Annotated in this window: 22 protein-coding genes; 11 read left to right on the top strand and 11 right to left on the bottom strand. The window is 67.9% G+C overall.

Annotated elements, in window-relative coordinates; all coding sequences use genetic code 11:
- Positions 1–25 precede the first annotated feature (25 nt).
- The gene (gene trxA / locus BLT64_RS08650) at positions 26–349 is read left to right on the top strand and encodes a thioredoxin (protein WP_011749068.1); all 324 of its coding nucleotides are present in this window, start codon (positions 26–28) and stop codon (positions 347–349) included.
- 3 nt (positions 350–352) lie between these two features.
- Here trxA and BLT64_RS08645 read toward each other — a convergent pair whose 3' ends face one another.
- Positions 353–1,273: a hypothetical protein gene (locus BLT64_RS08645; RefSeq protein ID WP_011749067.1), complete on the bottom strand. Its 921-nt coding sequence runs from the start codon at positions 1,271–1,273 to the stop codon at positions 353–355.
- Positions 1,274–1,376: 103 nt separating this feature from the next.
- Here BLT64_RS08645 and hslV point away from each other — a divergent pair, with 103 nt between their 5' ends.
- The 4 genes from hslV to BLT64_RS08625 all read left to right on the top strand — a co-directional run bounded on the left by hslV (position 1,377) and on the right by BLT64_RS08625 (position 4,803).
- Complete coding sequence (gene hslV / locus BLT64_RS08640) at positions 1,377–1,931, top strand: ATP-dependent protease subunit HslV (protein ID WP_011749066.1); 555 nt, start codon at positions 1,377–1,379, stop codon at positions 1,929–1,931.
- Positions 1,932–2,125: 194 nt separating this feature from the next.
- Positions 2,126–3,433: an ATP-dependent protease ATPase subunit HslU gene (gene hslU / locus BLT64_RS08635; protein WP_011749065.1), complete on the top strand. Its 1,308-nt coding sequence runs from the start codon at positions 2,126–2,128 to the stop codon at positions 3,431–3,433.
- A gap of 57 nt (positions 3,434–3,490) precedes the next feature.
- Positions 3,491–3,667 carry a PLD nuclease N-terminal domain-containing protein gene (locus tag BLT64_RS08630; protein WP_011749064.1) on the top strand — a complete coding sequence of 59 codons (177 nt, stop codon included), beginning with the start codon at positions 3,491–3,493 and terminating at the stop codon, positions 3,665–3,667.
- 62 nt (positions 3,668–3,729) lie between these two features.
- A complete protein-coding gene (locus BLT64_RS08625; RefSeq protein WP_011749063.1) occupies positions 3,730–4,803 on the top strand; it encodes an alpha/beta hydrolase in 1,074 nt (357 codons plus the stop codon).
- On the opposite strand, the gene BLT64_RS08620 is transcribed toward BLT64_RS08625, so the two are convergent.
- Positions 4,800–5,408: a Smr/MutS family protein gene (locus BLT64_RS08620; RefSeq protein ID WP_011749062.1), complete on the bottom strand. Its 609-nt coding sequence runs from the start codon at positions 5,406–5,408 to the stop codon at positions 4,800–4,802. The two genes, BLT64_RS08625 and BLT64_RS08620, sit on opposite strands and share 4 nt — an antisense overlap.
- A 3-nt stretch (positions 5,409–5,411) precedes the next feature.
- Positions 5,412–6,068, bottom strand: coding sequence for a Tim44/TimA family putative adaptor protein (locus tag BLT64_RS08615; protein ID WP_011749061.1), 657 nt, complete (start codon positions 6,066–6,068; stop codon positions 5,412–5,414).
- 111 nt (positions 6,069–6,179) lie between these two features.
- Here BLT64_RS08615 and BLT64_RS08610 point away from each other — a divergent pair, with 111 nt between their 5' ends.
- From BLT64_RS08610 to BLT64_RS08600, 3 genes are all read left to right on the top strand, one after another.
- Positions 6,180–6,758 (top strand): FxsA family protein, encoded by a 579-nt coding sequence (locus BLT64_RS08610; protein ID WP_011749060.1) that lies wholly within the window; start codon positions 6,180–6,182, stop codon positions 6,756–6,758.
- 49 nt (positions 6,759–6,807) lie between these two features.
- Positions 6,808–7,341, top strand: a complete 534-nt coding sequence (secB, locus tag BLT64_RS08605) for a protein-export chaperone SecB (protein ID WP_011749059.1) — start codon at positions 6,808–6,810, stop codon at positions 7,339–7,341.
- Between the two features lie 147 nt (positions 7,342–7,488).
- A complete protein-coding gene (locus tag BLT64_RS08600; RefSeq protein ID WP_011749058.1) occupies positions 7,489–8,097 on the top strand; it encodes a YfbR-like 5'-deoxynucleotidase in 609 nt (202 codons plus the stop codon).
- Between the two features lie 45 nt (positions 8,098–8,142).
- Here BLT64_RS08600 and BLT64_RS08595 read toward each other — a convergent pair whose 3' ends face one another.
- The 3 genes from BLT64_RS08595 to BLT64_RS08585 all read right to left on the bottom strand — a co-directional run bounded on the left by BLT64_RS08595 (position 8,143) and on the right by BLT64_RS08585 (position 9,786).
- Entirely contained in the window at positions 8,143–8,451 is a 309-nt protein-coding gene (locus BLT64_RS08595; protein ID WP_011749057.1) for an H-NS histone family protein, read from the bottom strand.
- An 83-nt stretch (positions 8,452–8,534) separates the two neighbouring features.
- The gene (locus tag BLT64_RS08590) at positions 8,535–9,083 is read right to left on the bottom strand and encodes an ActR/PrrA/RegA family redox response regulator transcription factor (protein WP_011749056.1); all 549 of its coding nucleotides are present in this window, start codon (positions 9,081–9,083) and stop codon (positions 8,535–8,537) included.
- Between the two features lie 52 nt (positions 9,084–9,135).
- Complete coding sequence (locus tag BLT64_RS08585) at positions 9,136–9,786, bottom strand: SCO family protein (RefSeq protein ID WP_011749055.1); 651 nt, start codon at positions 9,784–9,786, stop codon at positions 9,136–9,138.
- 81 nt (positions 9,787–9,867) lie between these two features.
- Here BLT64_RS08585 and BLT64_RS08580 point away from each other — a divergent pair, with 81 nt between their 5' ends.
- From BLT64_RS08580 to BLT64_RS08570, 3 genes are all read left to right on the top strand, one after another.
- On the top strand, positions 9,868–11,211 hold the full coding sequence (locus BLT64_RS08580) for an ActS/PrrB/RegB family redox-sensitive histidine kinase (protein ID WP_041529999.1): 1,344 nt from the start codon (positions 9,868–9,870) through the stop codon (positions 11,209–11,211).
- 75 nt (positions 11,212–11,286) lie between these two features.
- On the top strand, positions 11,287–12,882 hold the full coding sequence (locus BLT64_RS08575; RefSeq protein WP_011749053.1) for a PAS-domain containing protein: 1,596 nt from the start codon (positions 11,287–11,289) through the stop codon (positions 12,880–12,882).
- Between the two features lie 105 nt (positions 12,883–12,987).
- Positions 12,988–13,626: a 5'-methylthioadenosine/S-adenosylhomocysteine nucleosidase gene (locus BLT64_RS08570; protein WP_011749052.1), complete on the top strand. Its 639-nt coding sequence runs from the start codon at positions 12,988–12,990 to the stop codon at positions 13,624–13,626.
- 187 nt (positions 13,627–13,813) lie between these two features.
- Here the strand turns inward: BLT64_RS08570 and BLT64_RS08565 are convergent, their stop codons facing one another.
- The 5 genes from BLT64_RS08565 to BLT64_RS08545 form a co-directional block, all read right to left on the bottom strand.
- On the bottom strand, positions 13,814–15,451 hold the full coding sequence (locus tag BLT64_RS08565; RefSeq protein ID WP_011749051.1) for a DUF4139 domain-containing protein: 1,638 nt from the start codon (positions 15,449–15,451) through the stop codon (positions 13,814–13,816).
- 94 nt (positions 15,452–15,545) lie between these two features.
- A complete protein-coding gene (locus BLT64_RS08560) occupies positions 15,546–16,568 on the bottom strand; it encodes an aspartate-semialdehyde dehydrogenase (RefSeq protein ID WP_011749050.1) in 1,023 nt (340 codons plus the stop codon).
- 101 nt (positions 16,569–16,669) lie between these two features.
- A complete protein-coding gene (locus tag BLT64_RS08555) occupies positions 16,670–17,284 on the bottom strand; it encodes a glycosyltransferase family 29 protein (RefSeq protein ID WP_011749049.1) in 615 nt (204 codons plus the stop codon).
- On the bottom strand, positions 17,281–18,327 hold the full coding sequence (locus tag BLT64_RS08550) for a glycosyltransferase family 4 protein (protein ID WP_011749048.1): 1,047 nt from the start codon (positions 18,325–18,327) through the stop codon (positions 17,281–17,283). The genes BLT64_RS08555 and BLT64_RS08550 overlap by 4 nt, the downstream gene beginning before the upstream one ends.
- Complete coding sequence (locus tag BLT64_RS08545; RefSeq protein ID WP_011749047.1) at positions 18,320–19,513, bottom strand: MFS transporter; 1,194 nt, start codon at positions 19,511–19,513, stop codon at positions 18,320–18,322. Before BLT64_RS08545 ends, BLT64_RS08550 begins: the two co-directional genes overlap by 8 nt.
- Positions 19,514–19,622: the final 109 nt, after the last annotated feature.

The following is a 19,622-nucleotide window of genomic DNA, read 5'->3' as shown; positions in this document are numbered from 1 at the left end:
AGCCGGCACATCGCAGGAGAGCCCCATGGCCAACACCCAAGCCGTATCAGACGCCGAATTCGACAGCGAAGTCCGTCAGTCCCCGACCCCGGTCGTGGTCGATTTCTGGGCCGAATGGTGCGGGCCCTGCCGCCAGATCGGTCCCTCGCTGGAAGAACTGGCTGCCGAATACGAGGGCCGCGTCAAGATCGTGAAGGTCAATGTGGACGAGAACCCCGAAAGCCCCGCCGCGCTTGGCGTGCGTGGCATTCCGGCGCTGTTCCTGTTCAAGGACGGCCAGGTCGTGTCGAACAAGATCGGCGCCGCCCCCAAGGCCGCGCTGAAGGCCTGGATCGACGAATCCATCTGATCCCTAGGTGCCGGGGGCGGTGCCGATCGGCCAGCCGCCCCGGCGCATCGCCGCCAGGATCCGCGCCCCCGCATCGGGCCGCGTGGCGTTGATGGCGTTCTGCTGAAGAAACCAGAACAGGTAGCGGTCGAAATCCGGCGCATGGCTTTCCGCCTGCGCCAGCGCTTCCCGTGCGCCCAGATCGGCGACGTTCAGGCCGATGTGGTGAAAGTCGATCTGCCCGAACAGCACCACGGGCTTGCCCAGCAGGTAGCCGTCGAAGGCCACCGCGCTGTTTTGCGTCGCGACAAAGGCGCAGTCGCGGATCAGCCGCGCGGTGTCGCCGCCGATCCGCAGGTTAGGGTAAAGGGTCGCCAGCCGGGCCAGCGCGGCATGGTCGGCATCGTCGTAGCTTTCCCTTGGGTGCAGCGTGGCGATGGTGGGCCTGCCGGTGGCGGCGACCGCTTCCAGCATTTCGATCGGGCTCATGGTCTGGAACGAGCGGCAGCGGCGGATATGGCCTTGCAGCGGCACTAGGACCGTATCGCCGCGCCGGGGCGGCGGGCCGGGCAGCACGCGGTCGCGCAGCCGCTGGGTAAAGGTGTGGGCGGCCTGCGAGTCGACCGTGCCGGGATCGTAGCGGCTTTGCGCCACGGCAAAGCGCCAGCGTTGCTGCACCGGCTCGATCTGCCAGAACGGATAGTGATAGGCGCGGCGAAAGGTCAGCGCGCGGTCATGCGTCGGCGCCTCCATGTGAAACAGCGCATATCCGTCCCGCAAGGGCGCGGCCATGCGGGCCATGGCGCCGGTCTGGTGCCATTCGATGCGCCAGCCCGCGCCCTCCACCGCCTGGCGCAGCACGTTCATGAAGTTGAAGCTGCCGGCGCGCGCGGTTTCCAGCATCGAGCCTTCCAGATAGACGCGCAGGACGGGGGCATGGGTCATGGCCGGCAAGCTAGCGGGTGGCGCGGCGTGGCGGAAGGGGGCGGGTTGCGAAAGCGTGGCCCGGCCCATATCTGACGCGGCAGGGCTGAGATCGGAGAGAAGCATGTCCGAAGACAAATTTCCCGGCTGGCACGGCACCACCATCCTGGCCGTTCGGCGGGCCGGCCGCGTGGTCGTCGCCGGGGACGGCCAGGTCAGCGTCGGCCAGACGGTGATGAAGGGCACGGCGCGCAAGGTGCGCCGGCTGAACCCCGGCGGACATGAGGTGGTGGTGGGCTTTGCCGGCTCGACCGCCGATGCCTTCACCCTGCTGGAGCGGCTGGAGAAGAAGCTGGAGGCGGCGCCCGGCCAGCTGGCGCGGGCCTGTGTCGACCTGGCCAAGGACTGGCGCATGGACAAGTATCTGCGCAACCTGGAGGCCATGCTGATCGTCACCGACGGGCGCGACATCTTCGTGGTGACGGGGGCCGGCGACGTGCTGGAGCCCGAGCATGACGTGGCCGCCATCGGCTCGGGCGGGAATTTCGCGCTGGCCGCGGCGCGCGGGCTGATGGAGAGCGACCTGGATGCCGAGGCCGTGGCGCGCAAGGCCATGGCGATCGCGGCGGATATCTGCGTCTATACCAACGGGAACCTGACCGTCGAGGTTCTGGGGTAGTCAGGGGGCTCCGCCCCCCGCCCTTGCAGGGCGTCCCCTGGGGTATTTGGAAAACGGAAAGAGCCGGGATGGGGCGCTTTTCGGTGCCGGAAGACGGCGTCGGGTCCGTTGCGGTTTGCGGTCCTTGCCGGCGGCTTGGTTGAAACGGCGGCGGGGCGGCTCTAAGTGATGCCGGAATGAGACAGGAGCCCCGAATGTCCGACCTGACCCCGCGCGAAATCGTGTCCGAACTGGATCGCTTCATCATCGGGCAAAGGGATGCCAAGCGCGCCGTGGCCGTGGCGTTGCGCAATCGCTGGCGCCGGCGGCAGCTGGGCGACGACTTGCGCGACGAGGTCTATCCCAAGAACATCCTGATGATCGGCCCGACCGGCGTCGGCAAGACCGAGATCAGCCGCCGCCTGGCCAGGCTGGCGCGTGCGCCCTTCCTGAAGGTCGAGGCGACCAAGTTCACCGAGGTCGGCTATGTCGGCCGCGATGTCGAGCAGATCATCCGCGACCTGGCCGATGCCGCCGTCATCGAGACCCGCGAGCGCATGCGCGACGAGGTCAAGGCGCGTGCCCACAAATCGGCCGAGGACCGGGTCGTCGCCGCCTTGGCCGGCGAGGGTGCGCGCGAGCAGACCCGCGAGATGTTCCGCGACAAGCTGAAGCGCGGCGAACTTGACGACAAGGTGATCGAACTGGAATTGCAGGACAATTCCAGCCCCTTCGGCATGATGGAGATTCCCGGCCAGCCGGGGCAGCCCATGGGCGGCATGATGGACCTGTCGGGGCTGATGAAGGCTTTCGGCGGGCGGCGGGTCCGTCGCAAGCTGAGCGTCGCGGAAAGCTATGACCTGCTGATCGCGGAAGAGGCCGACAAGCTTCTGGACGACGAGGCCGTCAAGGCCGCGGCGCTGGAGGCGGTGCAGGAGAACGGCATCGTCTTCATCGACGAGATCGACAAGGTCGCTGCCCGCACCGATGCCCGCGGCGGCGATGTCAGCCGCGAGGGCGTGCAGCGCGACCTGTTGCCGCTGATCGAGGGCACCACGGTTTCCACGAAATACGGGCCGGTCAGGACCGACCATATCCTGTTCATCGCCAGCGGCGCCTTCCATATCGCCAAGCCCTCGGACCTGTTGCCCGAGCTTCAGGGCCGGCTGCCGATCCGGGTCGAGCTGCGGGCGCTGACCGAAGAGGATTTCATCCGCATCCTGACCGAGACCGACAACGCCCTGACCCGGCAATATACCGCGCTGATGGCCACCGAGGGCGTGACGGTCCAGTTCATCCAGGACGGCATCCGGGCGCTGGCGCGCATCGCGGCCGAGGTGAACGGCTCGGTCGAGAATATCGGTGCGCGGCGGCTTTATACCGTCATCGAACGGGTGTTCGAGGAGCTTTCCTTCAGCGCGCCGGACCGTTCGGGCGAGACGGTGGTGGTGGACGCGGCCTTCGTCGAGAAGCATCTGGGCGATCTTTCGCGCTCGACCGATCTTTCGCGCTATGTGCTCTGAGGGAACCGCGGCGTGGTCCCGTCCGTTGTGCCGGCAGGTCAACGGACGGGAACGCCCATGAGTTATATATTTGGAATCATCATCTTCGTGCTGGATGTCTGGGCCATCGCCTCGATCATCAACACGAACGAGACCATGACCACCAAGCTGGTCTGGATCGCGCTGGTGGCGATCCTGCCGGTTCTGGGCTTCATCATCTGGTGGTTCGCAGGGCCCAAGGCGAATTACGGCTGAGGGCTTTTCCGCCGTGCGCGGCGGTGGCATTGTCGCCCGCATACCACCAAAGGGCGGGGGACATGCCGGGGCGGATTCTTGTTGCGTTGCTGTTGTTGCTGCCGGCCTGCGCGCCGCGGGGCGAGATCACCGTCGCACCGGAGGCGGCGCGGGTGGGCCATGTCGAGCGCATCTATGTCGCCACCAACCGCACCCCCGACGGCAGCCGGCAAGAGGGGGTCAGCTTCGGCCGGGTCGATGTCTCGGTCCCGCCCGAGCGCCGGCCCGGCTCGATTACCTATCCCCGCCAAGGCGCGAAACCCGATCCGCAGCGGGATTTCCTGGTCGCGGAATATGCCCGCTTTGCCCGGCCCGCGGATTTCCAGGCCGATCTGCGCCGCGCCATTGCCGCGCGCCCTGCGGGCGACCGCGATGTGGTGCTGTTCGTGCATGGCTACAACAACACCTTTGCCGAGGGGCTGTATCGCTTTGCCCAGATCGAGCGCGACCTGAGCCTGCCCGGCGTGCCGCTGCATTTCTCATGGCCATCGCGCGGGCAGCCGCTGGCCTATGCGGCGGATCGCGACAGCGTGCTTTATTCGCGCGACGGACTTGCACGCAGCATCGGCATCGCTGCCGAAGCCGGCGGCGGCAAGGCGATCCTGGTCGGGCATTCCATGGGCGCCCTGCTGCTGATGGAGAGCCTGCGCCAGATGGCCATCGCGGGCGAGCGCCGCACCCTGGACCGGATCGGCGCGGTGGTGCTGTTGTCGCCCGATATCGATGTCGGGGTCTTTCGCACACAGGTGCGGGCCATCGGCAGGCTGCCGCAGCCCTTCGTCATCTTCACTTCGGGGCGGGATCGGGCGCTGAACCTTTCGGCGCTGATCTCGGCCGAGCCGGTGCGGCTGGGCAGCCTGACCGATGCCGGGCCGGTGGCGGACCTGCCGGTGATGCTGGTCGATGTCGGCGCCTTTTCGACCGGGGACGGGCATTTCAATGTCGCGACCTCGCCGGCGCTGCTGCGCATCCTGTCGCAGGCGCAGGAACTGAACAGCGTGTTTTCCTCGGACGTGGGCGGTGGAGTCGGGCCGCTGACCCGTGCGGCGCTGCATGCCGAGCGGGCGGCGCAGATCGTGATCTCGCCGGCCTTCTAGCGCCGCAGATAGACGTAATATGCGCCCTCGCCGCCATGGCGGCGATGCGCGGGGCGGACTTGCAGCACCATGGCATTCAGTGGCGGCATGTGCAGCCAATGCGGCACGTTGTGGCGCAGCGCGCCGGGCCTGACCGGCAGCGGCGCGTCCGGCCCGCCCTCGCGCCCCTTGCCGGTGATGACCAGGACCAGCCTCCGTCCCTCGGCCCGGGCCTGCAGGATGAAGCGGGTCAGCACCGGCTGGGCAACGGCCAGCGTCATGCCGTGCAGGTCGATCCGAGCCTCGGGCGCGAGCTTGCCGCGGCTCATCTGGCGATGGGTCTTGTGATCCATGCGCAAGGGCTGGGCGTGCAGCGCCTCGCGCGGGGCCGGCGACAGGTCGAGACGGGTCGTGCCGGCGCCGGGCTTGCCGCCGATCCGCAGCCCGGCCAGCGGCAGGGGTGCGACTTGCGGCATGGCGGGCGGCATGGCGGGCGGCTTTTTCAGCGGTCTGGGCTCGGGCGCAGGTTCGGCCTGCTTGCGTGCCGGGTGCAGCGGCACGGCCGTTGCGGCGACGCGGGACCACAGGGCCTTGTCCTCGGCCGAGAGTCCTCGCCGGCGTGCCATGGATCAGGCCGTGGCGACCAGTTGCCAGTTCGGGTCGTCCTGACCCATGCGGCGGGCAAAGGTCCAGGTGTCGCGCTGCTTGCGGGCGGCCTTGGGATCGCCCTCGATCACATTGCCGTCGGCGTCGCGGGTGGCGACGATCATCTCGCCGACGAAGCGCACCGAAAGCTCGGCCATGCCGGTGGCGGGGGTGAACTCGGCCCCGGCCAGCGCGGTTTCGCGGGTGCCCAGGAACTGCGCCTCGGTGGTCAGGTTGCGGGCCTTGCGATCCTCGATCACCGACTCGAAAGCCTCGGCCACCGGCGGCGCCAGAAAGCCGCGCACCTCGGACAGATCGCCGCGCTCGAAAGCCATCAGGATCATCTCATAGGCGGATTTCGCGCCCGACAGGAACGGACCCACGGCGAAATCGGGCTCGATCCGCTTCATCTCGGCCAGGGCCTTGGCTGCGGGGCTGCCGGGTTCGGCATGGTCGGTGATGTCGCTGTCGCCCGCCTCGGCGGTCCCGTCGATCACGTCGAAGCGGCGGCGCTGCACCGGCTCCTCGGGTATGCGCGGCGATTCGAACCCGTCACGCGTGCCAAGAACCCCGCGCAGGCGCAGGATCAGGAATACGGCAATCGCCGCGAGGACGAGCAGTTGCAGCAGGGGGTTCGACATCAACGGACCTAACGAGCTTTGTATCGGCGCTTTCGCATGCTTATGTAGGGTGGAGACCGGCCCAAGTCCAGTTTTGTGCCGGAAATAGAAGTGCCGGAGGAAAAAGGCGTTATGTGGCTGCTGTTGCCTTTCGTGATCCTGCCGATCGTCGAGATCGCGCTGTTCATCCAGGTGGGGGGCGTGATCGGCGTCCTGCCCACGATTGCGCTGGTCCTGGCCTCGGCCGTGGCCGGTGCGGCGGTGATGCGGCATCAGGGTGCGCGCGCGGCGCTGGACGTGCAGCGCGCCATGCAGGAATTCCGCGATCCGGGCCGGCCGATGGCGCATGGCGCGCTGGTCATGATCGCAGGGCTGCTGATGGTGGTGCCGGGGCTGTTCACCAGCGCATTGGGGCTTTTGCTGCTGATTCCGGCAGTGCGCAGCCTGATCCTGCGGCAGATGGCGTCGCGGGTGCAGGTTTCGGGCAGCGGCTTCAGCTATCGGCAGGGCTATGGTGCCGAAGGCGATTTCGGTGCCGATCCAGCGGGCTTTCGCCGCGGTCCCGGCTGGCGCGACGAAGGGGTGATCGACGGCGAATACTCGGTGCAGGACGACCCGCCCGGCCCGGTGCGCGAAGGGCTGACCGACCAGGGCGACGGCACGGGCGAGCAGTCTCCGCGGCGCGGCAATTCGGGCTGGACCCGGCATTGAGCGCCGGGCGGCGGGGTGCTAGAACCCCGTCAGATCCGAGGAGAATTCCATGAGCGACGAGAACAACAGCGGCGCCGCCGCGCCCGAGGCCCAGAATCCCGGGCAGAATGCCGCCCAGCCGGCCGTGCGGTTGCAGATCCTGACGCAGTATATCCGCGACCTGTCCTTTGAGAACGCGGTGGCGCAGAAGGGCCTGCCCTCGGGCGAGGTGCAGCCGGAAATCAGCGTGCAGGTCAGCCTGGATGCCCGCAAGCGCCCGGCCGAGCACCAGTATGAGGTGATCAGCAAGTTCCGCGTGCAGTCCTCGAACGCCACGGACAAATCGCCCTTGTTCCTGTGCGAGCTGGATTACGGCGGCATCTTCCATGTCGAGGGCGTGCCCGAAGACCAGTTGCACCCCTTCCTGATGATCGAATGCCCGCGCATGATGTTCCCGTTCGTGCGGCGCATCGTCTCGGACATGACCCGCGACGGCGGCTTCCCGCCCTTCAACATGGACCCGGTGGATTTCGTGGCGCTTTACCGGCAAGAGATCGCGCGCCGGACGCAGGCCCAGCGGCCCGCCGACCAGCCACTGTCCTGAGACGATCACTTCTGCGTGAGATCGACCCGTTTCGGCCCGCGGTCCCCAAGGCCGCGGGCTTTTCGCTGTCCGGCGCCGCTGCCGATGCGGTGCTGGCGCGGGCTGCGCGAAGGGGCTAGCTTCGCGGGGAAAATGACGGAGAACGGCATGGCGAAAGGCGCGAAACGGGCCTGGCAAAGGATGCTGTCGGGGCGCAGGCTGGACCTTCTGGACCCGACGCCGGTGGATATCGAGATCGGCGACATCGCCCATGGCCTGGCCTTCGTCGCGCGCTGGAACGGCCAGACCCATGGCGACTGGGCCTATACCGTGGCCGAGCATTCGCTGCTGGTCGAAGAGATCCACACCCGTGCCAATCCCGATTGCGAGCCGCGCTGGCGGCTGGCGGCGTTGCTGCATGACGCGCCCGAATATGTGATCGGCGACATGATCTCTCCGGTCAAGGCGGCGCTTGGCCGGGAATACGGCGAAATGGACGCGCGGCTGGCGGCGGCGATCCACCGCCGTTTCGGCCTGCCGGCGCAATTGCCCGCGACGGTGAAGCGCGCGATCAAGCGCGCCGACCGGATCTCGGCCTGGCTGGAGGCCGTGCAGATCGCCGGGTTCTCCAGGGCCGAGGCGGATCGCCTGTTCCCCATGCCCCGCCCCGAATTGTTGCAGGGGTTGGAAATACGGCTGCGCCCGCCACTGGAAACCCGCAACGCCTATTTGTCGCGCTTTTCCCAGCTTATTGCGGAAATGGACCGGAAATCGTGATCCCGGAAAGAAAAACCCCGCATCAGGGATGCGGGGGAAACGGGCTCAGATTTCCATCTCTTCCAGTTTTTTGCCGGTATCCAGCGCCTCCTGCACCCAGCGCGGTTTGCGGCCACGCCCGGTCCAGGTTTGTGACGGATCGGCGGGATTTGCGTATTTGGGCGCAACCTTGCTGCGTGCTTGCTTGGCGATCGTCAGCTCGGCCAGGTTGAAGCCGTATTCGCGCGCGGCACTTTCGGCCGCCGCCAGCGCCTCGCGCTTGCGACGATCCTCGAAGGTGGAAATGGCGCGGTCGAGCTTGTTGCGCAGATCCCGGAGTTCGCGCAAGGACATGGCGTCCAGTTCGATGCTCATATCGTTATCCTTGGTTTTGGCAGTCTGTGTCCCCAATATTTGCATTCCAATATGAATTGCAATCTTTTTTGAGAACCAGATTATTAACGCGGGCTGCGTTTGGCCAAAATCCGCTGCAAGGTCCGTCGGTGCATATGCAGGCGCCGCGCCGTTTCGCTGACATTGCGGTCGCATTGCTCATAGACGCGCTGGATATGCTCCCAACGCACGCGGTCGGCCGACATCGGCGTTTCCGGCGGGGGCGGCAATGTGTCGCCCCGCGCCAGAAGCGCGCGGGTCACGTCATCGGCATCCGCCGGCTTTGACAGATAATCCGTCGCACCCATCTTGACCGCGGCCACCGCCGTCGCGATGGCGCCATAGCCGGTCAGGACGACGATCCGGGTATCCTCGCGCGCCTCGCGCAGGGCATCGACCACATCAAGCCCATTGCCATCCTCAAGCCGCAGGTCGACGACCGCATGGGCGGGCGCGTGCTCGGCCACCGCGGCGCGGGCCTCGGCGACCGAGGCGGCGCGGGTGACGGCGAAGCCGCGTTTTTCCATCGCACGGGCCAGACGGTTCAGAAAGATCTCGTCGTCATCGACCAGCAGAAGGCTGGGGTCGGGGCCGATTTGGTAATCCTCTGCCATATTCACTTGCCCTTGAAAGTTCACTGTTGATTAGAGTGTTTTGCCCATTCGGTCAAACCCCGGTGCTTGACGCAGCGTCAATGAAACAGGCGGCGCGTTCCGCCAGATCCTGGGCGGAAAGCTCACGGCCGAAGAGTTCGACGGTCCCGGAGCCGGGAATCACAAGATAGGTATTGGTCATGTGATCGACCAGATAGTTCTCGGGGTCCTCCTGATCATTCAGCTTGTAATAGTTCCGCCAGGCTTTCGATACGGCATCGATTTCCGCTGCGGTTCCGGTCAATCCGATCATTCGCTCATGCATGGCCCCGGCAAAATCGCGCAGCACCTCGGGGGTGTCGCGTTTCGGATCGACGGAAATGAAGACCGGCGTGACCTGCATTCCCTGTTCTTCCAGCATCGCCACCGCCTCGGCATTGCGGGCGCTGTCCAGCGGGCAGACATCCGGGCAATAGGTATATCCGAAATACAGCAGCGCCGGTTTTGCCAGCACTTGCCGGTCGCTGACCCGACGGCCGTTCTGGTCCGTCAACTCAAAGGGTGCGCCCAGACCGTCCAGCCCGCCCTGCGTCACGTCCTTGCGGCAGGGGGCGAAGGGATCGGCCTCGCCGCGCGACAGCCACAGCCAGCCCGTCACCAGCACCGTCACCGCAGCGAGGCTGCCGAGGATCAGGATCGTTCTGTCTTTGCCCATCCGGCGCATCTCCAGTCCGTGGGCGCATTGATCGCGCATCCGGCCATGGGTATCAATGCAAAAGCCCGTCCCCCAACAGAAAGACCCAGCGTGCCATTCGGCCTTGTTTCCCACCGCATCGACCTTTTTCCCGGCCAGCCGGCCCCCGAGCCGATCCGCCTGCGCACCCTGATCCTGTTGCGCTGGGTGGCGATCGCGGGCCAGTTGGCGGCCGTGGGCGTCGCGCTGCTGATCGGAGCCGGCTTCCCGCTGGCGGCGGTGCTGGCGGTGATCGGGCTGGCGGTGGCGCTGAACCTGGCGCTGACGGCGCGGCCGGACCGGCGCATCTCGGCACGCGAGGCGGCCTGGCAGCTGGGTTTCGACCTGGGGCAGGTGGCGGCCTTGCTGGCGCTGACCGGCGGGCTTGCCAATCCCTTCGCGTTGCTTTTGCTGGTGCCGGTGACGGTCGCGGCGACCGCCCTGCCGCCCCGGCATTTGCTGGCGCTGGGCGCCGCCACCTTCCTGATGGTGACGCTGGCGGCGGTCTGTGCCCAGCCGCTGACCTTCGGGTCGGGCGGGCTGGTCACGCTGCGCGAGCCGCTGCTGGTCGGGCACTGGTTCGCCATCGTGATCGGCGCGGTGTTCTTTTCCGGCTATGCCCGGCTGGTCGCCGCCGAGGTCAGCGCCACCTCGGATGCGCTGTTCGCCGCCCGCCTGGCACTGGAGCGGGAACAGAGGCTGCAACATCTGGGCGGCGTGGTCGCCGCCGCGGCGCATGAACTGGGCACGCCGCTGGCCACGATCAAGCTGGTCGGCGCCGAACTGGCCGACGAACTGGCCGAGGCCCTGCCCGAGCGCGAGGATCTGGCCGAGGATGTCACCTTGCTGCGCCAGTCGGCGGACCGTTGCCGCGACATCCTGAAATCCATGGGCAGCGCCGGGCGCGACGACCTGCTGATCCGCTCGGCTCCGCTGATCGAGGTGCTGGCCGAGGCCGCTGCGCCCCATCACGGACGCGGCGCCGAGATCGTGGTGCTGCCCGCCTCCGAGCCGCTGATCGTCCAGCGCGATGCCGCCGTGATCCACGGGCTGCGCAACCTGATCCAGAACGCCGTCGATTTCGCCGCCCGCAGCGTGACCGTCGAGACCGGCGCCGACCGCCGCGATCTTTGGGTGCGGGTCGCCGATGACGGGCCGGGCTTTCCGCCCGCGCTGTTGCCGCGCATCGGCAGCCCCTTCCTGACCACCCGCCCCCGGGCCGAGGACGGGCGCAGCTATGAAGGCATGGGCCTGGGCCTGTTCATCGCCAAGGCGCTGCTGGAGCGCTCGGGCGCGCGGCTGCGCTTTGCCAATAGGGCAGAGGGCGGTGCCGAGGTCGTCGTCACCTGGCCGCGCGAGGTGATCGAGACCGGGAATCGCGCGCCGCTTGGGCCGAACCCCGAGATACTGGCCTGATCTCCGGTCGCGTTAACCACTTCTTAAAACATCCCGCTATAGTTGTATCCGACTGTATCGTTCAGGGATGTTCCGATGGTTGCGCATTTCCTTATCGCCTTTGCGGCGGCGGTGCTGGCGGTCTTGCCGGCCTTGGCCTTGACCCGGCTTATGGATCGGCGCCTTGCCGGGGCAGGCACGGCGCGCGGGCTGGAACGCGGGCTTGAGCCGACCGTCTTCCTGTTTCGCGACGGGGTGCTGGTCGATGCGACCTCGCCGGCCCGCGCCCTGTTGGCCAGCTTGCCGGGCGAGGGGGACTGGCAGCGGCTGAGTTCATGGCTGTGCATGCGCCTGCCGGAATTCGGCGCGCTGCTGCCCGATCTGGGCGACGCCGCGCGGATCGAGCTGAAGGAGCGCGCCGGCGACAGCCCGTTGCGGCTCTTGGCCGATGATCTGGGCGATGGCCTGCTGCGCCTGACACTGGCCGACCCGGCGGCCGAGGATGCCGGTATCCTGGTCGATTCCCTGTCCCTGCGCGCCATGGAGCAAGAGCTGGAAATCCTGCGCAGCGCCATGGACCACTCGCCGATGCTGGCCTGGCGGCAGGATCCGCAAGGTCAGGTCACCTGGGCCAATTCGGCCTATCTGAACCTGGCCGAGGTCAAGGCGCGGGGACAGACGGTCTGGCCCCTGCCCCGGATCATCGACCTGTCGGCGCGGCCGGTCCAGCCCGCCACCTCGGGCGGGGCGCGGCGGATGCAGGTCGACCATGACGGGCAAAGCCGCTGGTATGATTGCCACCTGCACGAAATCGGCGGGCAGACCGTTGCCATCGCCCTGCCCGCCGATGCGGCGGTCCGGGCGGAACGCTCGCTGCGCGAATTCGTCCAGACCCTGACCAAGACCTTTGCCGACCTGCCCATCGGGTTGGCGATCTTTGACCGCGATCGCAACCTGCAACTGTTCAATCCGGCACTGATCGACCTGACGGGGCTTGCGACCGGGTTCCTGACCGCGCGGCCGACGCTTTACGCCTTTCTGGACCGGCTGCGCGAGGCGCGGATGGTGCCCGAGCCCAAGGATTATCGCAGTTGGCGCAACCAGATGAACACGCTGGAGGCCGCGGCGTCCTCGGGGCATCACGTCGAGATGTGGTCGCTGCCCGGCGGGCAGACCTATCGCGTGACCGGACGGCCCCATCCCGACGGCGCGGTGGCCTTTCTGTTCGAGGACATCACCTCGGAAATCTCGCTGACCCGCAAGTTCCGCGCCGACCTGTCACTGGGTGCCGAGGTGCTGGATGCGCTGGAGGATGCGGTGGCGGTCTTTGGCGCCAATGGCGATCTGCTGATCTCGAACCGCCGCTATGCCGATCTGTGGGACGCGGCGGCACCCGGCACGCTGGAGGGACATGTCCAGGTCTGGACCGATGCCTGCGGTGCAAGCCCCGGCCTTGCCGCCCTGCGCGAGGCGCTGAATGCTGCCCTGCCGGACGAGCCTTTGCGCGGTGCCATGGCCGGGCCGGCGGGTGGGCTGTTGTCCTGGGGACTGCGCGGGCTGTCCGGTGCCCGCCTGCTGCTGAGCTTTGCCGCCCCGGTGCCGAGCCTGCCGGTCGGGCGCGATGCGCCCCGCGCCGCACATGATCCCGAGCCGGCCGAACGTGCCGCGATGTCACGCGCCCTGACCGGATGATCGCGCCGCTCTTGCCCTGCCCGCCCGGCTGCGCTTCCCTTGGCAAAACCTGTCGGAGGGGATCATGGTGGCAATCGGACGAATGGCGGGCACGGGACTATGGTCATGACGGTGGACCCCGATCTTCTGGCCGGGCGGCGGGTGCTGTTCGTCATGGCGCTGGATGCGGAATATGGGCCGCAGCTGCGCGCGCGGATCTCGCCGCTGATGACCGGCGTCGGGCCGGTCGAGGCGGCGGTCGAACTGACCGCGGCGCTGTCGCGGCTGGCCGCGCGGGATGAGTTGCCCGAACTGGTGGTCTCGCTGGGTTCGGCCGGCTCCCGCCGGTTGCAGCAATTGGGCGTCTATCAGGTCGCTTCGCTGGAATATCGCGACATGGACGCCTCGGCCCTGGGTTTCGCCCGGGGCGAGACGCCGCTGCTGGGCCTGCCCGTGCGCGTCGACCTGCCCTTGCAAATTCCGGGCATCGCCTCGGCCAGCCTGGCAACCGGGGCCAGTATCGTCAGCGGTGCCGGCTATAACGCGATCGCCGCCGAGATGGTCGATATGGAAAGCTTTGCGGTGCTGCGCGCCTGCCAGCGCTTCGGCCTACCGCTGATCGGGCTGCGCGGCATTTCTGACGGGGCCGAGGAACTGGCGCAGCTCTCGGACTGGACGCAATATCTGCATCTGGTCGATGAGCGCCTGGCCGAGGCCGTGGACCGGCTGGCCGAGGCGCTGGAGCGCGGCGAACTGGCGCTTTAGGCGTGCCAGGGCTGCCCTTCGCGGCTTTTCGCCGGCGCGACGTGGGCCAGCCCACGCCAGATGTCGCAGGGGGCATTCGCGGCGGGTGCCGGCGACATCGGGGGCAAGGCGCGGCTCGTGGCATGCGCTGGCCGCCGCCCTGCGGGGTGGGCCTTGCAATCCCTTGCCGGCGGCAGGCGAAGTGCCGTCAGTCGCCGGCGATCAGCGTCTGCCCCTCGGGCCAGCGCAGCGAGGTGGTCAGGGTGATGACGCGTTCCTCGCCCGCGGCGATCTTGCCGTTCCAGACCAGCAGCCCGCGCTTGCCGTCGGGATCGGTCTCGTCGGGGCTGGGATCGGAGGACCAGTCGATGCGCAGGTTTTCCTGGGTCGAGACCGGCACGCGGTCGATCACCCGCAGCGGCCATTCCTCGCCCGTCAGGTTGCGCAGGCGCAGGATCGCGGTTTCCCGGCGCTCCGAGGATTTCGAGATCAGCCCGCGATTGCCCTCGATCTCATCGGGAATGCGACGCTCCAGCTTGATGCCGGTCAGCGGCCCGAAGCCCAGCTTCATGTCGTCGCCGGCGGCGGTCAGCTCCAGCGCGCCGCGTCCGACCATGGCGCCATCGGCATAGAAGGTTGCGTCGCCCGGCAGGATCACCGCCCCGGTCGAATTCACCGTATCGGCAACCAGATAGGCGCTGTCGTCGCGGCGCGGCACCGCCTCGGCGACGATCTCGGGCGCCAGTTCGTGCGAATCCAGCGGCAGGCGCAGCGCATCGGCGCCGTCGCGCATGTCCACCGGCGTCGGATAGTCATAGACCACGGTCTCGCCCACCATGCCGGCCAGGGCCGAGCCGGTGATCCCGGGCTCGGGTGCCGATGCGGGATAGGCGCGCTCCATCGAATCCATGACGGCCTGTTCGGCCATGGGCGCGGCCGAGCGGCTGTAAAGCTTGGCCTCGGGATCGCCGATGCGCGGGAAATCGGGCTGCAATTCGCTGGGCGCCGACTGGTCCATCGGTCGCGCAGTGGACAGCACCAGATGCACGCCGCGCCAGTCCTCGCCGGTATTCTGCCGCACCAGCAATTCGCGATCCAGCCGCAGCTTGCCTTCCTTGCGCTGCAAGGACAGGTCATAGACCGGCTCCCAGCTTGCCTGGCCGGTCAGGCTGGTGATGCGGATGCGCGCAGGCTGGCCCTGCCCCTGCACCGCGATCACCAGCGCGCCGCGTTCGGAATCCGGGCCGCGCAGGGCCTCGAGCCGGGCTTCGGCGCGGGCGAGTTCCTCGGCCAGTTCCTCGCGCCCCGCATCGGCGGCCTCGGCCTCGAGTTCGGCGCGGATCGCGGTCTGGCGCGCTTGCAGCAACTGCTCGCCCACCGAGCGGGTCAGCGCCGCGATGTCGCCGGTGCCGGCGGCGTCGGATTCGGCCAGTTTCATCAGGAATGCGATGGTGTCCTCGGCCGCCTCGGCCCGGGCCTTGATCTCGGCCACGCCGGCATCGCGTTCGGCCAGCGCGGCTTTCAGGCGGCGGACCTCTTCCTCGGCGGTGCGCAATTCGGGGGATTTCGCCGGGGTTTCGGGCAGGGCGCGTTCCTGCTGGAAGCCGGTCGCGCCGATCACCGCACCCTCGGCCGAAATGCGCAGGCTTGACGCGTCGATGCCTTCCGGGATGCCGGGGATCACCAGCTCATGCGCGCCGGCGGGCAGGTCCAGGCTGGCCTCGCGCGTGACGCCGGCACCCCAGGGATAGACGGTGACATCGGTGACGCGGGCGGTCGTCTCGATCCGGTCGGCCAGCGCGGGACTGGCCAGCAGGATGGCGGTGGATATCAGAAGATGGCGCATCGGACCCCCTTGTCATGACCGGGCCAAGGTCAGCGAGGGGCGCCGGAAATGCAAGAGGGCGCCCCGGGGGACGCCCTCACATATCCGTTTGGGATCAGCCCTTCTTGAGGCAGCGATTGCCCAGAAGCTCGGCGATCTGCACCGCGTTCAGCGCCGCGCCCTTGCGCAGGTTGTCGCTGACGATCCACATGTTCAGGCCGTTTTCCACCGTCACGTCCTGGCGGATGCGGCTGACGAAGGTGGCGAAATCGCCCACGCATTCCACCGGGGTCGAGTAGCCGCCCGGCTCGCGCTTGTCGATGACCAGGATGCCCGGCGCCTCGCGCAGGATGTCGCGGGCCTCGTCCTCGTCCAGGAAGTCCTCGAACTCGATGTTCACCGATTCCGAATGGCCGACGAAGACCGGCACGCGCACGCAGGTCGCCGTGACCTTGATCGCCGGATCGACGATCTTCTTGGTCTCGGCCACCATCTTCCATTCTTCCTTGGTGTCGCCGCTGTCCATGAACACGTCGATCTGCGGGATCACGTTGAAGGCGATCTGCTTCTGGAACTTCTTCGGCTCGACTTCCTGACCCGGGACATAGACGCCCTTGGTCTGGTTCCACAGCTCGTCCATGCCCTCCTTGCCGGCACCCGAGACCGACTGGTAGGTCGAGACGACGACGCGCTTGATGCGGGCGCGATCATGCAGCGGCTTCAGCGCCACCACCATCTGCGCGGTCGAGCAGTTGGGGTTCGCGATGATCATCTTGTTGCGGTAATCCTCGACCGCATCCGGGTTCACCTCGGGCACGACCAGCGGGATCTCGGGGTCGTAGCGGTAAAGCGACGAGTTGTCGATCACCACGCAGCCCTGCGATGCGGCGATGGGCGCATAGGTCTTGGTCGCGTCCGAGCCGATGGCAAACAGCGCGATGTCGTAGCCGGTAAAGTCGAACCCCTCGATATCCTTGCATTTCAAGGTCTTGTCGCCATAGCTGACCTCAGTGCCAAGGCTCCGGCGCGAAGCCAGAGCGACAACCTCATCAGCAGGAAACTGGCGCTCGGCCAGGATGTTCAGCATTTCACGGCCCACGTTCCCCGTGGCGCCGGCGACAACGACCTTGTAGCCCATTGGGGTCTCCTTCAACAAAGGACGCCGCGATATAGGGGGTATTGCGGAAAAGGGAAAGCGAGATTTCGTCAAAACGCCCGCTGATCTGGCAGGATTTCGGCTTAATGCCGAGCAATTCGGCGATCTGCCAGCATCAACTTATGCACCCATTCGGATTCCCCTTTGAAATCATGGGGAACCTGGTCGGCGGTTCGCCGGCCCGACAGCGAGAGCGAAGCGAAGAAATCGAAGCCGTAAAGCTCCAGCCGTGCCATGTCCGAGCGCGCGATCAGGTCGATCATCATGGCGCCGGTGGTGGGCGGGGCGCCCAGCCGGGCCTTGAGTGCCTGATAATCCGCAAGCGGATGCAGGTAGAAGCCGGGGCTGGTCGCCGTCCGCCAGTCCAGCCGCTTGCGCTTGGGCGACATCCACAGGACGCGGGTGGGTGCCAGGCGGGTGCGGTCGGCTTCGGAAAGCCGCACGGCCAGCGCCAGCCAGTCCGTGCGGCTGCCATGGCTTTCGGCCGAGGGTATCGGCGCGCGGTTGATGCGGATCACCAGATCGGCGGCGTCGATCTGTGCGCCGTGCCGGGTATCGGCCAGCGCGCGGGCATTGCCGACCAGCGCGATGCGCTTGCCCGCCAGATCGCCCAGCACTGCGGATTGCGGCGCCGAGAGGCGTTGCAGCGCGCCCTCGTCCCGCAGGGTGCGGGCAATCAGGAAGCCGAGGCGGTTCACGAAAGCAGTCCGCGATAGACTTCGACCAGGGCGCGGGCCTCGGTTTCGATGGCGTGATTCGCCTCGACATGGGCGCGTGCCGCCTGTCCCGCGGCATGGCGGGCGGAGGGATCGTCCAGCCAGCGCGCGATGGCCGCCTGCATGGCGGGCTGGTCCTCGGGCGGGATCAGGCTGCCGGTCACGCCGTCCGCGACCAGTTCCTCGAAGGCGCCGACGCGCGTCGCCACGACCGGCACGCCGCAGGACATGGCCTCCAGCGGGGTCAGGCCGAAGCCCTCCCATCGCTGAGGCGCGACATAGAGGTCCAGCGCGCCATACCACGCCGCCATCCGGTCCACCGGCACCTCGGGCGGAAACAGGATGCGCTGGGACAGGCCCGCCTCGGCCACCTGCGCCTTGAGCGCGGCCAGATAGGTGCGGTGCTTTTCCGTCGCCCGGCCCATGACCAGCGCGGTCACGCCGGGGCGCGAAGGCAGCAGCGCCAGCATCGCCTGCACGAAATCGCCGGTGCCCTTTTGTGCGCGGATGCGGCCGTAGCAGCCGACCAGCACCTGATCCGGCGGCAGGCCCAGGCTTGAGCGCAGCGCGGTCCGGTCGGCCGGGGGGGCAAAGCCGTCGATGTCGATGCCGTGGTGGATGACGCGGGCGGGGCGCTCCAGATAGGCCGCGCCCCTGGCCGAGGTCGCGACCAGCGCGTCCATCTGCGAGATCAGCCATTTCGTATAGCGGCTGTGCCGGCGCTGCGAGGCCGAGGTGAAGAGCAGCCGATAGCGCCGCCGCAGCACATGCCGCAGGATCAGCCCCAGCGCCATCTCGGTATTGCGGCGCGCGTGCCAGACCCGCCAGCGGTCGCGCGGCAACAGCGCGGCGCGGGCCAGCGGGATATGCGGCAGGCCGGACGGCAGGCCGGGGCCGGTGGTGGCGATGCCGATCATCCCTGCCTGCACCGGGATCAGCCGCACCACGGTCGCCGTGACGCCCGACAGGCGGCGCTTCAGGTTAGGGGCGACCACGTCGATCCGGTCGGCGGGCATTTCAGGCATCGGGCGTCTCGGGCGTCAGGAAATACAGCAGGAACCCCACCGTAAGCGGAATCAGGAAGAACAGGAACAGGGTCGAGTATGCCTCGGCCGCGCTGCCTTGCGCGCTGGCCCAGCGATAGACCGGGCGCGAGGTGAATTGCAGCACCCCTGCCCCGCCGATCGAGAACATGTTGAGGAAGGTCACGCCCCGCCCCACCAGATGCGGGGGCAGAAAGGCGCGGCCATGCGCCATCAGCACGGTATAGGTCGCACCCGACAGCCCGACCAGAGCCAGGAATGCCACCGACAGCGCGACGCCCTCGGCGGGAAACAGCCACAGCCCGGCCATCACCGCCACGCCGGCGCCGTTGGCGATCAGCGCCAGCCTGCGGATCGAGCCCACCAGCCGCGTCGCCGGCCCGACCAGGAAATTGCCGACCACCATGGCGACGCCCATCGCCAGCGTCGCCCAGCCGATCAACTGGTCCGAGGCGCCATGCACCTCGGCCATGTAGGGGCCGGCCCAAAGGCCGCGGATCGCGGCCGAGGCGGCATAGTTCACCGAAAACAGCGGCAGGATGAACCATAGCGGCCGCAGCCGCAGGATCTCGGCCAGCGATCCGCGCGGCGCGGTGGCGGCCAGCCGCTCGGGGTCGCGGGTAAAGGCCAGGATCGCCAGCGCCACCGCCAGCGTGACCGCGGCCAGCGCCCATAGCGTCTCGCGCCAGCCGAAGGCCTCGGTCGCCCAGACCAGCGGCGCGGCGCCCAGGATATTGCCCAGCGAGCCGAAGCCCACCGCCGCCCCGGCCAATGTCCCGAACAGCGCCGTAGGATAGTTGCGGGCAAAGATGTAATAGCTGCCCATCAGCGCCGGCGCGCAGCCGATCCCCATCAGCGCCAGCGCGACATGCAGATGCCACGGCGCCTGCGCCAGCGCAAAGACCGCCGCCCCGCCCGCGCCGCCCAGGGCCAGCAGCACGGCCACCGTGCGGCGCGGGCCGATGCGGTCCAACGCCCCGCCGATGGGGATCTGCATCAGCGCGAAGGTCAGGAACCACATGCCCGAGGAAATCGCCAGATCCTCGGGCCCCGCGCCCAGTTCAGCCTGCAGGACCGGCGACAGCACGGCCAGGAAGGCGCGATAGAACTGACTGAGCGTATAGGCCAGGATCAGGCTGATGATCCCCCCCGACAGCAATGCGCGCATGAAGCGCCCCCCTCCGATCCGACGGGCCGAGACTTGTCGATTGCCGGGCGGGACGCAATGGCCCCGCGGCGGATTTGCCGCGGGGTTGCCCGAACGCTTCACGACCCGC

The sequence above is a fragment of the Paracoccus denitrificans genome (genome assembly GCF_900100045.1).
Lineage (GTDB): Bacteria > Pseudomonadota > Alphaproteobacteria > Rhodobacterales > Rhodobacteraceae > Paracoccus > Paracoccus denitrificans.
The sequence above is the reverse complement of the archived record's forward strand: the minus strand, read 5'-3'. Positions and strand labels throughout refer to the sequence as shown.